Source organism: Streptomyces sp. NPDC094448 (genome assembly GCF_044763775.1).
Taxonomy (GTDB): Bacteria; Actinomycetota; Actinomycetes; order Streptomycetales; family Streptomycetaceae; genus Streptomyces.
In genome coordinates this window covers 312,801-324,779 of record NZ_JBIWGU010000006.1, presented here as the reverse complement: position 1 = coordinate 324,779, position 11,979 = coordinate 312,801, and the positions used below count along the sequence as shown (strand labels likewise).

The following is an 11,979-nucleotide window of genomic DNA, read 5'->3' as shown; positions in this document are numbered from 1 at the left end:
TCTGTTCGGCGGTGTACTCGGGTGGCTCGGGTGTCTCGGGTGTCTTCGGCGGCCTCCCGCCGTTTCTTCCGGCCGGTGCCGGTGCCGGTGCCGGTGCTGATCATCCTTCGTGTGGTGCGCACGCTAGCGCGGCCCGGTGGGGCGAGGGAACGACGCGGTCGTACGATCCTCTTCCCGGTTGATGACCAACCGCTTAGTCTGACCACCGGCCGGGTGGGGCCGCCGGTCCGCGGCGGACCCGGCCCGGGGCGCGGTCCCCGGGCGGGAACCCCGGAGGGAAGGCGGTGGCCGCATGACCAGGACGACGGACGGGGACGGTGCCCGCGTACCGCGGAAGCTGCTGTCCGCCGCCACCCGGCTCTTCGCCGAACACGGCTACGACAAGACGTCCGTCCAGGAGATCGTGGAGGCGGCGGGCGTCACCAAGGGCGCCCTCTACCACTACTTCGGCTCCAAGGAGGATCTGCTCCAGGAGGTGTACGGGCGGATGCTCCGGCTCCAGCAGGAGCGGCTCGACGCCTTCGCCCGCTCCGATGCGCCGGTCGACGTCCGGCTGCGGGCCGCCGCCGCCGACGTCGTCGTCACGACCATCGAGAACCTCCAGGACGCGACCATCTTCTTCCGCTCCATGCACCACCTCTCGCCCGATAAGAACAAGCAGGTACGGGCGGAACGGCGGCGCTACCACGAGCGGTTCCGGGCGCTGGTGGAGGAGGGGCAGTCGAACGGGGTCTTCTCCACGGCCACCCCCGCCGATCTGGTGGTGGACTACCACTTCGGCTCCGTCCACCATCTGTCGACCTGGTACCGGCCGGACGGCCCGCTGACCAAGGAGCAGGTCGCGGACCATCTCGCGGACCTGCTGATGCGGGCGCTGCGGCCCTGAGGCCCGGGGCCTCGGTGCCTTGAGACCATCCGGCCCACAGCGCCGCGCCCCTGGACCATCCGGCCCGGTAGCGCCGAGCCCCCGAGGACCCCCGCTCCGGAAGCGGCGTCCCTGGACCATCCGGCCCGGAAGTGCGGCGCCCCTGCCCGCGAGAGCCCGCGGCTCAGGTGTGCCGCCGCAGCTCCCGGCGGGCGAGCGACCGCTGATGGACCTCGTCCGGCCCGTCGGCCAGCCGCAGCGTCCGCGCCGCGGCCCACAGCTCCGCCAGCGGAGTGTCCTGCCCCACCCCGGCCCCGCCGTGCAGCTGGACCGCCCGGTCGATGATGTCCACGACCGCCCGCGGTGTCGCGATCTTGATCGCCTGGATCTCGGTATGCGCGCCCCGATTGCCCACGGTGTCCATCAGCCAGGCCGTTTTGAGGACGAGCAGCCGCAGCTGCTCGACGGTGACCCGGGCATCGGCGATCCAGTTGCCGACGACCCCCTGCTGCGCCAGCGGCCCGCCGAAGGCCGTACGCGACAGCGCCCGCTCACACATCAGCGCGATCGCCCGCTCGGCCATACCGATCAGCCGCATGCAGTGGTGGATCCGGCCCGGACCCAGCCGCGCCTGGGCGATCGCGAAACCGCCGCCCTCCTCGCCGATCAGCTGCGCCACCGGCACCCGGACGTTCTCGAACACCACCTCGGCATGGCCGCCGTGGGCGTGGTCCTCGTAGCCGTACACCTTCATCGCCCGGACGATCCGCACCCCCGGGGCGTCCCGCGGCACCAGCACCATCGACTGCCGGCGCCGGACGTCGGCACCGTCCGGATCGGTCGCTCCCATGACGACGAAGACCGCGCAGGCGGGGTTCATCGCCCCGGAGATGTACCACTTCCGGCCGTTGACGACATAGGTGTCTCCGTCGCGTTCGATCCGGGTCCGGATATTGGTGGCATCCGACGACGCCACCTCCGGCTCGGTCATGGCGAACGCGGACCGGATCCGGCCCGCGAGCAGCGGCTCCAGCCAGCGCTCACGCTGCTCCGCGGTGCCGAACTCCGCGAGCACCTCCATATTCCCCGTATCGGGCGCGGCGCAGTTGACCGCGGTCGGGCCCAGCTGCGGGCTGTGGCCGGTCAGCTCCGCCAGCGGCGCGTACTGGAGATTGGTCAGCCCGGCACCGTACCTCCGGTCGGGCAGGAAGAGGTTCCACAGCCCCCGGCGGCGGGCCTCGGCCTTCAGCTCCTCGACGATCGGCGGGGTCTCCCACGGCGATCCGAGCCCGGCGCGCTGCTCCCCGGCCACCGGCTCGGCGGGCAGCACGCACTCCGTCATAAACGCCCCGAGCCGCCCCCGTAGCTCCTCGGTCCGCGCGTCGAACGCGAAGTCCACGGCTCAGCCTCTCCGCAGGGTGGTCAGTCCGTGCTCGACGAGGAGCGGGACGAGTGGGCCGATCCGGTCGAAACCGGTGCCGACGGTCTGTCCGAGCACGAAGCGGTAGTGGATGCCCTCCAGGATCACGGCGAGTTTGAACCAGGCGAAGGCGGTGTACCAGTCGATGGCGTGGATCTTGCGGCCGGACCGTTCGGCGTACCGCTCGACCAGTTCGGCGGCCGGGGGGTGTCCGGGCGCGGCGGCGGTGCTGGTCACCGGTGAGTCGGGGAGTCCGAGCGGAGTGCTGTACATCGCCAGCAGCCCGAGATCGGTCAGCGGATCGCCGACGGTGGACATCTCCCAGTCCAGGACGGCGGTGATCCGGTCGTCGGGTCCGACGAGAACGTTGTCGAGACGGTAGTCGCCGTGGACGACGGCGGGGGCCGGGGACTCCGGCAGCGTACGGCCCAGCTCCGCGTGCAGCTCGTCGATCCCTTCGAGGTCGCGGCTGCGGGAGGCGGCGAGCTGTTTGCCCCAGCGCCGCAGCTGCCGGTCCAGATAGCCGCCGGGCCGGCCGAAGTCGCCGAGCCCGACCGCCTCGGGGGCCACCGCATGCAGATCGACCAGGGTGTCCAGCAGCCCGAGGAGAAGAGCCCGGGTGCGCTCGGGCCCGAGGGCGGCGAGCTGTCCCGCGGTGCGGTACGGGGTCCCCGGCGCGTACTCCATCACATAGAAGGGCGCGCCGGTCACCGAGGTGTCCTCGCAGAACAGGACCGGCCGGGGGACCGGGACGGGGGTCGGATGCAGGGCGCTGATGACGCGGTGTTCGCGCCGCATGTCGTGCGCGGTCGCGAGGACGTGGCCGAGCGGGGGACGGCGGACGACCCACCGTTCGCGGCCGTCGGTGACGGAGTACGTGAGGTTGGAGCGGCCGCCTTCGATCAGCTCGGCGGTCAGCGGGCCGTGCACCAGCCCGGGGCGTTCGCGGTCGAGGAGGTCGCGCAGGCGTGCCGGGTCGAGGCCGGGCGGGGGTTCGGGACGCATCGTGGACGACCTCCGGGGGCGACGGGACCGACCACCCGATGATGACCGACCAGTCGGTATGCAGTCCAGGGGGAGGGCGGGGGGCCCGTGGGCAGTTCTGGGCCCGGGACGGCCGTGCGGGGCGGGGCGGTTCGGCCCCGGCGACCGGCTCCGACCACGGGTTTCGGCCGTCGGGCCCGGCCACGGGCTGCGGTCGCCGGGCTCGGCCGTCCGCCCGGATACCGGCCCGGTCACCGGGCGCGTCAGCAGGCCCGGTCATCTGCCCGTTACCCGCCGCTCACCGGGTCCGTACACCGGCCCGCCGCTCACCGGTCGCATACACCGGCCGCGGCTCCTGCCACCGGGCTCAGCGCAGCAGGGTCAACGCCGAGACCGCCAAGGCCACCGTGCACGCCACCGCCGCCAGCGCGGCACGGGCCGGCAGTGCCTCCGGACGGGTGCTGTCCAGGGCCCGGGTCCGGTGGCGCGCGACACCCAGGAACATCAGCCAGACGAACACGGCGGCCGTCCAGCCGGCCAGTGCGGTGGTGTCGGTCGTTCCGTCGCCGGCCGCCTGACGGGCCGCCAGCACCGTCACCACCGTGAACGCCAGGGCCGTCCGCCGCCAGGCGAGCCGGGTCCGCTCCGGCTGGAGCCCCGGATCCCGGTTCTCCCCCCGGCCTCCGACGGGCGCCGCCGTCATCGGTTGCCCTCCCAGCCCAGCAGCACCACGGCCACCATCACCAGGGCCACCAGCGCGACGACCAGACTCAGTACGGCGGGGAGCCGGGAGACCGGCAGATCGTCGCCGCGCCGCATCGCCTGCTCGCACCGCACCCAGTGGTTGACGGCCCGCAGTGCGCACAGCACCCCGGCCACCAGCAGCCCCAGGGCCATCGCGGCCCGCACCGCCCAGCGCAGTTCGGGCAGGAACTGGTCCACCGCGAAACCGCCCCCTATCAACGCGAGCGCCGTCCGCAGCCAGGCCAGAAAGGTCCGCTCATTGGCCAGCGAGAAGCGGTAGTCGGGGGTCCGTCCCTCTGCCCGCACCCGTTCGGGTGAGAACCAGAGCCGCAGGCTCCGCACCCAGCCCGTCATCCACTCACCCGTCATCGGCACCGGCCCGTCACCCGCAGTGGTACCCGCATCGGCTTTCGCTTCCGTATCGGCAGCCCCATGCGGCGCACGATACTCGCGGTGTGATCATCATGGCTGGTGGCGGGCGGTCTCCGTGTCGGCGCGGCGGGCACGCAGCAGTTCGTAGGCGGCCAGTCCGTCCGGCGTCCACTGCCAGGTCCGCAGCCGTCGTTCGACCTCCTCCTCGGGCAGAAAGTCCCACCAGGCGATCTCCTCGGCCTGCGGGCGCACCGGCAGGGTGCAGCGCACCTCGTACACCGCCGAGTTCCAGGAGCCGAGGGCGGTGCCGGAGTCGTACGGGAAGGTGAACAGCGGGACCGGGCGGGGGAGTCCGCTCACCCCCAGCTCCTCCTCGGCCTCGCGCAGCGCCGCCGCGTCGTAGGTCTCGCCCGCGCCGACGACCCCGCCGACGAACATGTCGTACAACGACGGGAAGACTCGTTTCGCCGCCGTTCTGCGGTGGACGAAGATCCGGTCGTCCGCGTTGCGGACCAGGACGAACGCCACCCGGTGCCGCAGTCCGCGGGCGTACGCCTCGCCCCGCGTCGCCCGGCCGGTCACCCGGTCGGCCTCGTCCACGATGTCGATCAGCTCCCCGTCGGATCCCATGGCAGCCATTCCACCACCCCGGCACCCGACCGGGCCTGTTGACATGCCCCTGGCCCGTACCGAGGATCGTCCCGACACCGCACCGGCACGGAGACGGGGACCCATGGCGTACGACGCGGACGTGATCGTGATCGGGGCCGGCCTCGCCGGGCTGGTGGCCACCGCCGAACTCGTCTCGGCCGGGCGTACCGTCATCCTGGTCGACCAGGAGCCCGAGCAGTCGATCGGCGGTCAGGCGCACTGGTCCTTCGGCGGGCTGTTCCTCGTCGACTCCCCGGAGCAGCGGCGGATGCGGATCCGGGACGGCGTGGATCTCGCCCGTCAGGACTGGCTGGGCACGGCCGGGTTCGACCGCGAGGACGAGGACCGCTGGCCGCGCCGGTGGGCCGACGCCTATGTCGAGTTCGCCGCCGGCGAGAAGCGGTCCTGGCTGCGGCAGCACGGCATCCGCTTCTTCCCCGTCGTCGGCTGGGCCGAACGCGGCGGATACTCCGCCACCGGCCACGGCAATTCGGTGCCGCGCTTCCACATCACCTGGGGCACCGGGCCGGGGCTGGTCGCCCCCTTCGAACAGCGGGTGCGCGAGGGCGTGGCCCGGGGGCTCGTCCGGCTCTGCTTCCGCCATCGCGTCACCGGGCTCGGCCGCACCGGCGGCACCCTCGACACCGTCAGCGGCGAGGTGCTGGAGCCGTCCCCGGCCGAACGCGGCACCGCCAGCAGCCGGGAGGTGGCCGGGGCCTTCGAACTCCGGGCCCAGGCCGTGATCGTCGCCTCGGGCGGGATCGGCGGCAACCATGAACTGGTCCGCGCCCAGTGGCCCGGCCGGCTGGGCGCGCCGCCGCGCACGATGCTCTCGGGGGTTCCGGCACATGTCGACGGGCTGATGCTGGGGATCGCCGAACGCGCCGGAGCCAGCCATGTCAACCAGGACCGGATGTGGCACTACACCGAGGGCATCGAGAACTGGAACCCGGTCTGGGCCCGGCACGGGATCCGGATCCTGCCCGGCCCCTCGTCGCTCTGGGTCGATGCGCGCGGCCGCCGGCTGCCGGTGCCCCTCTTCCCCGGCTTCGACACCCTCGGAACCCTGGAACACATCGTGACCTCGGGTTACGACCACACCTGGTTCGTACTCGACCAAAAGATCATCGGTAAGGAGTTCGCGCTCTCCGGCTCCGAGCAGAACCCGGATCTGACGGGGCGCTCGGTGCGCGGGGTGATCGGGCGGGCGCGGGCCGACGTCCCGGGTCCGGTGCGTGCGTTTATGGATCACGGAGCGGACTTCGTGGTGGAGGAGGATCTGGCGGCCCTGGTGCGCGGCATGAACGCGCTCACCGGCGACGAGCTGATCGACGAGGCGGTGCTGCGGCGGGAGATCGTCGCCCGGGACCGGGAGATCCGCAACCCCTTCACCAAGGACCTCCAGATCACGGCGGTGCGCGGGGCGCGGAGGTATCTCGGCGACAAGCTGATCCGGACCGCGGCACCGCACCGGATCCTGGACCCGGCGGCCGGTCCGCTGATCGCCGTACGGCTGCGGGTGCTGACCCGCAAATCGCTGGGCGGACTGGAGACGGATCTGTCGTCCCGGGTTCTGGGCACGGACGGCACCCCGCTGGCCGGGCTGTACGCGGCGGGGGAGGCCGCCGGATTCGGCGGTGGCGGGGTCCACGGCTACCGGTCCCTGGAGGGCACGTTCCTCGGCGGCTGTCTCTTCTCGGGCCGTGCGGCGGGCCGGGCGGCGGCGGAGGCGGTGCGCTGAACCGGCCGGCCGGTCGGCCGGCATACGGGGAGCGGCGGCGGTACGGCTCCGGGAACGCGTACGTCCCGCGGCGGGCGAAGCCACCGCGGGACGTACGGCTGTACGGGATCCGGCCGGATGTACGGATGCCGTACCGGCGCTACAGCACCAGCGACAGCAGCAGGACGAAGACGAGACCGACGACCGAGATGATCGTCTCCATCACCGACCAGGTCTTGATGGTCTGGCCGACGTCCATGCCGAAGTACTCCTTCACCAGCCAGAAACCGGCGTCGTTGACATGGCTGAAGAAGAGCGAACCACAGCCGATCGCCAGCACCAGCAGCGCGGACTCCGTGCTCGACATCCCGACCGCCAGCGGGGCCACCAGACCGGCGGCGGAGATCGTCGCCACCGTCGCCGAACCGGTCGCCAGCCGGATCGCCACCGCGATCAGCCAGGCCAGCAGCAGCGTCGGGATCGACCAGTTCTCGGAGAAGTCCAGGATCATCTGGCCCACGCCGACGTCGATCAGGGTCTGCTTGAAGCCGCCGCCCGCGCCGACGATCATCAGCACGCCCGCGATCGGGGCGAGGGACTTCTCGACGGTGGAGGAGATCCGGTCCTTGGTGAAGCCGGCCGCGCGGCCCAGCGTGAAGAGTCCGACGAGGACCGCGGCCAGCAGCGCGATCAGCGGGGAGCCGATGACGTCGGTGACCTTCTGGACCGGGTTCTCCGGGTCGTCGATCACGATCTCGACGAGCGCGTTCGAGAGCATCAGAACAACCGGCAGCAGCACCGTGAAGACGGTCGCGCCGAAGCCCGGACGCTTGTCGAGGTCCTCGGACGGACGGGCCGGGATCATGTTCTCCGGCGCCGGGACGTCCACCCAGCGGGCCGCGTACTTCGCGAAGACCGGGCCGGCGATGATCACGGTCGGGATGGAGACCAGGACACCGAGGGCCAGCGTGACACCCAGATTGGCGTCGAGGGCGTCGATCGCCACCAGCGGGCCGGGGTGCGGCGGAATCAGCCCGTGCATCACGGACAGACCGGCCAGCGCCGGGATGCCGATCCGCATCAGCGAGTAGTTGCCGCGCTTGGCCACCATCAGCACGACCGGGATCAGCAGCACGATGCCGACCTCGAAGAAGAGCGGCAGACCGATCACCGAGGCGATCAGCACCATCGCCCAGGGCATCGTCGAACCCTTGGCCCTGGCGAGGATCGTGTCGACTATCTGGTCACCACCGCCCGAGTCGGCGAGCAGCTTGCCGAGGATGGCGCCGAGGGCGATCAGCACACCGACACCGGCGACGGTGGAACCGAGCCCCTTGGAGAAGGACTCGATGGCCTTGCCGAGCGGCGCTCCGGCGAACGCGCCCAGCGCCAGCGACCCGATGGTCAGCGCCAGGAAGGCGTGCATTTTGTACTTGGTGATGAGCAGCACGATGACGGCGATGCCCGCGAGTACGGCGATACCGAGCTGGGCGTTGCCGGCCGAGGTGATCGGCGCCAGCGGATCCGCTGCCAGCGTCTCGACGCTGAGACTGGTCACGGTGGTTCCTTACGAGGACGAGGGGTCGGGGACGGGGTGTGGGGGGCTGCGCGCACGGCGGTGACCGGCGTGCGGCGGGAGGTACGGAGGCCGGCGGTCAGCCTGCGTCCTGCGGGGCCGAGGCCCCCAGGGCGGCCACCGCCCGGGCGGTGATCTCCTCCGGGGAGCCGGAGACGTCGACGGCGACGCCCGCCTCGTCGGCTTCCAGTGGCTCCAGCGTGGCGAACTGCGAATCCAGCAGTGCCGTGGGCATGAAGTGGCCCCGGCGTGCCGTCATCCGGTGCTCGATGAGCTGCCGGTCACCACTGAGGTGCAGAAAGACGGCGTCCGGCGCGGCGGCCCGCAGCCGGTCGCGGTAGACCCGCTTGAGGGCGGAGCTGGACACCACACCGCCGAGCCCGGCCCGGCCCTGCGCCCAGGTGCCGATGGCATGCAGCCAGGGCCACCGGTCCGTGTCGTCGAGCGGCGTCCCGGCGGACATCTTCGCGATGTTGGCCGGGGGGTGGAAGTCGTCGCCCTCGGCGTACGGAACGCCCAGGGCGGCCGCGAGCAGGGGGCCGACGGTGGTCTTGCCGGTCCCTGCCACGCCCATCACCACGACGACCTGCGGGGTGCGCGGGGTGCTCATCTACTGCCTCACTGTCTGACGTCGACTCCGGTGTCGACATCGGTCCGTCGCGCTACTGAAACCCATTAGGTACGACTTATTCAAGACTTCGAGATATAAACGTCATACTTTTGAGGTGTGATCCTCGCCCCTTAGGCTGGGGCCATGACCACAGCGGGCCATGGCCTCCATACGCACGTGCTGGACACCCTTGGCCTCGCCATCACCGCGGGCGACTATCCGCGGGGCAGTGTGCTGCGCACCGACGAGATCGCCCAGCGGTTCGACGTCTCGCGCACCGTGGTCCGCGAGGTGGTCCGGGTCCTGGAGTCGATGCGGCTGGTCGAGTCCCGCCGCCGGGTCGGTGTGACGGTCCGTCCCATCGACGAGTGGAACGTCTACGACCCGCAGGTCATCCGCTGGCGGCTGGCGGGTTCGGACCGGCCGCGCCAGCTGCGCTCCCTGACCGTGCTCCGGTCCGCGATCGAGCCGGTCGCCGCCGGGCTGGCCGCCCTCAACGCCACCCCCGGGCAGTGTGCCGAGCTGACCGCCTGCGCCCTCGGCATGGTGGAGACCTCGCGCGGCCAGCAGCTGGAGGCGTACCTCCGGCACGACGTCGCCTTCCACCGGATCGTGCTCACCGCGTCGGGCAACGAGATGTTCGCCCGCCTCGGGGACGTGGTCGCGGCCATCCTGACCGGCCGTACGCACCACCAGGTGATGTTCGAGGACCCGGATCCGGCGGCGGTCACCCTCCATGTGCAGGTGGCCGAGGCGGTACGGGAGGGGGACGCGGAGCGGGCCGAGCGGGTCACCCGGGAGATCGCGGTGGGCGCGCTTGCGGAGCTGGACGTGCTGGCCCCGGACCCGGCGCCGCCTGCCGTGCCCACCCTGCCGTCCTAGCCGTCCTGGCCGTCCTGGCCGTCCTGGCCGGGCGGCCGGGCCCCCTGCCCGCGCGGAGCGCCCCGGCGGCCGTACGGGCCCCTGGTGTCATCGGCGACGTACGGCTCCGGCGGTCGTCCCGTCCGCGCCTGCCCGCGCCTGTTCGTGATCGGCCACGGCTTCCCTCCCGTACATCCCCCTGGCCTCCACCCAGGCTCCGGTACGACCCCGTAAACGGGGCTACCCCTTACGCCCGTCCAGTCGCCCCGGCGCAAGTGAGAGGGGTGCCTCCGGTTCATGGTTTACTGCCACCTTGGTTTATATGTCGGCAACCTCAGAAACACCTCAGATCTCTTTCCCGGTGACCTGGAACACTGCCAACATCGCAGGACCGCTCGATGGTGTGCCGTCGGGCCGCGTTCCGGCCGCCCCGGTGAACACCTTCCACCGGCAGCCCCGGGCCCGGCGTGCACCCATCACCCCCATGCACCCACACGAAGGCGAACCACCCCCCTATGAGTGACCGCACCACCGCGTCCGACAGCGCGGTCGCCGGGGCTCCGGCGACCGGCTCCCGCCCCACCACCCCCCACGTGGACGCCGGTGACGCCGGTTACAGCAAGGACCTCAAGTCCCGCCATATCAACATGATCGCCATCGGCGGCGCGATCGGTACCGGGCTCTTCCTCGGGGCGGGCGGCAGGCTCGCGGACGCCGGACCCTCACTCGCCATCGCCTACGCGGTCTGCGGTGTCTTCGCCTTCTTCGTGGTCCGGGCCCTCGGCGAGCTGGTGCTCTACCGCCCGTCCTCCGGTGCCTTCGTCTCGTACGCCCGCGAGTTCATGGGCGAGAAGGGCGCCTTCACGGCAGGCTGGCTGTACTTCCTGAACTGGTCCACCACCACCGTGGCGGACATCACGGCCGCCGCCATGTTCGCCCACTACTGGTCGCTCTTCAGCGATATCCCCCAGTGGGTGCTGGCGCTCATCGCCCTCGCCGGTGTGCTGGCCATCAACCTGATCTCGGTGAAGTACTTCGGCGAGATGGAGTTCTGGTTCGCGATCATCAAGGTCGCCGCCCTGGTCTCCTTCATGCTCGTCGGCATCTTCCTGCTGGTCACCCAGCAGGACGTGGGCGGCCACACCCCGGGCCTCTCCACCATCACCGAGAACGACGGGATCTTCCCGGTCGGCCTGCTGCCGATGCTCGTGGTCGTCCAGGGCGTCGTCTTCGCCTACGCCTCCGTCGAACTCTGCGGCGTCGCGGCCGGTGAGACCAAGAACCCCGAGAAGGTCATGCCCCGCGCGATCAACTCGATCATGTGGCGGGTCGGCCTCTTCTACGTCGGCTCCGTGGTCCTGCTGGCGCTGCTGCTCCCGTACACCGCCTACTCCGCGGACGAGAGCCCCTTCGTCACCGTGATGGACAAACTGGGTGTGCCGGGCGCCGCCGGAGTGATGAACCTCGTCGTCCTCACCGCCGCGCTCTCCAGCCTCAACGCCGGTCTCTACTCCACCGCCCGCATCCTGCGCTCCATGGCGACGGCGGGCTCCGCGCCCCGCTTCACCGCCCGGATGAACAAGGGCCAGGTTCCGTACGGCGGAGTGCTGCTGACCGCGTCCTTCGGCGTCGCGGGCGTCGGCCTGAACTTCGTCGTCCCCGGCCAGGCCTTCGAGATCGTCCTCAACCTCGCCTCCCTCGGCATCCTCGGCACCTGGGGCATGATCATGCTCTGCTCCCTGCTGTTCTGGCAGCGGGCCAAGGAAGGCGGAGTCACCCGACCCGCGTACCGGCTGCCGTGGGCGCCGTACACGCAGCTCGTCACCCTGGTCTTCCTCGCCGGAGTCCTCGTCCTCATGTGGTGGGGCGGCGGCGTCGGCCGGACCACGGTCAATCTGCTGCCGCTGATCGTCGCGGCCCTCGTCGGAGGCTGGTTCGCCGTCAGGCGCCGGGTGAACGCCATCGCGGCGGAGCGCGAGACGCTCTGATCCCGGTTCTCCGGGACAGCCGGGGTCCGGGGAGTCGGCCGACTCCCCGCACCCCGTTGCCGTACGCGGACGAGGCACCGCGCCCGTCCCGCGCCCTTGCCGCCGCCCGGCGGAGAGCGGCCCTGCGACGTCCGGTTGTGGGGTTGTCCACAGGCTGTCGCGGTCCGCAGCCCGACGGTCCATAGTGG

Annotated in this window: 11 protein-coding genes; 4 read left to right on the top strand and 7 right to left on the bottom strand. The window is 71.5% G+C overall.

What is annotated here, in order from left to right; translation table 11 throughout:
* The first annotated feature begins 292 nt into the window (after positions 1–292).
* The gene (locus tag ACIQ9E_RS14440) at positions 293–886 is read left to right on the top strand and encodes a TetR/AcrR family transcriptional regulator (RefSeq protein WP_403706675.1); all 594 of its coding nucleotides are present in this window, start codon (positions 293–295) and stop codon (positions 884–886) included.
* A 163-nt stretch (positions 887–1,049) separates the two neighbouring features.
* On the opposite strand, the gene ACIQ9E_RS14435 is transcribed toward ACIQ9E_RS14440, so the two are convergent.
* From ACIQ9E_RS14435 to ACIQ9E_RS14415, 5 genes are all read right to left on the bottom strand, one after another.
* Entirely contained in the window at positions 1,050–2,264 is a 1,215-nt protein-coding gene (locus ACIQ9E_RS14435) for an acyl-CoA dehydrogenase family protein (protein ID WP_403706673.1), read from the bottom strand.
* Positions 2,265–2,267: 3 nt separating this feature from the next.
* Positions 2,268–3,290, bottom strand: a complete 1,023-nt coding sequence (locus ACIQ9E_RS14430) for a phosphotransferase family protein (RefSeq protein ID WP_403706671.1) — start codon at positions 3,288–3,290, stop codon at positions 2,268–2,270.
* Between the two features lie 346 nt (positions 3,291–3,636).
* Entirely contained in the window at positions 3,637–3,972 is a 336-nt protein-coding gene (locus tag ACIQ9E_RS14425) for a DUF202 domain-containing protein (RefSeq protein ID WP_403706669.1), read from the bottom strand.
* Positions 3,969–4,367 (bottom strand): YidH family protein, encoded by a 399-nt coding sequence (locus ACIQ9E_RS14420; RefSeq protein WP_403706839.1) that lies wholly within the window; start codon positions 4,365–4,367, stop codon positions 3,969–3,971. The genes ACIQ9E_RS14425 and ACIQ9E_RS14420 overlap by 4 nt, the downstream gene beginning before the upstream one ends.
* Positions 4,368–4,475: 108 nt before the next feature.
* Positions 4,476–5,015, bottom strand: coding sequence for an NUDIX domain-containing protein (locus ACIQ9E_RS14415; protein WP_403706668.1), 540 nt, complete (start codon positions 5,013–5,015; stop codon positions 4,476–4,478).
* A gap of 103 nt (positions 5,016–5,118) precedes the next feature.
* Here ACIQ9E_RS14415 and ACIQ9E_RS14410 point away from each other — a divergent pair, with 103 nt between their 5' ends.
* Positions 5,119–6,777 carry an FAD-binding dehydrogenase gene (locus ACIQ9E_RS14410; RefSeq protein WP_403706666.1) on the top strand — a complete coding sequence of 553 codons (1,659 nt, stop codon included), beginning with the start codon at positions 5,119–5,121 and terminating at the stop codon, positions 6,775–6,777.
* Between the two features lie 139 nt (positions 6,778–6,916).
* Here the strand turns inward: ACIQ9E_RS14410 and ACIQ9E_RS14405 are convergent, their stop codons facing one another.
* Together ACIQ9E_RS14405 and ACIQ9E_RS14400 are read right to left on the bottom strand one after the other, a co-directional pair.
* The gene (locus ACIQ9E_RS14405; RefSeq protein WP_403706665.1) at positions 6,917–8,314 is read right to left on the bottom strand and encodes a gluconate:H+ symporter; all 1,398 of its coding nucleotides are present in this window, start codon (positions 8,312–8,314) and stop codon (positions 6,917–6,919) included.
* Between the two features lie 97 nt (positions 8,315–8,411).
* Entirely contained in the window at positions 8,412–8,942 is a 531-nt protein-coding gene (locus ACIQ9E_RS14400) for a gluconokinase (protein ID WP_403706663.1), read from the bottom strand.
* A 144-nt stretch (positions 8,943–9,086) separates the two neighbouring features.
* On the opposite strand from ACIQ9E_RS14400, the gene ACIQ9E_RS14395 reads away from it, so the two are divergent.
* Both ACIQ9E_RS14395 and ACIQ9E_RS14390 read left to right on the top strand, forming a co-directional pair.
* Positions 9,087–9,824, top strand: coding sequence for a FadR/GntR family transcriptional regulator (locus ACIQ9E_RS14395; protein WP_403706661.1), 738 nt, complete (start codon positions 9,087–9,089; stop codon positions 9,822–9,824).
* Between the two features lie 494 nt (positions 9,825–10,318).
* The gene (locus ACIQ9E_RS14390; RefSeq protein WP_403706659.1) at positions 10,319–11,791 is read left to right on the top strand and encodes an amino acid permease; all 1,473 of its coding nucleotides are present in this window, start codon (positions 10,319–10,321) and stop codon (positions 11,789–11,791) included.
* Positions 11,792–11,979: the final 188 nt, after the last annotated feature.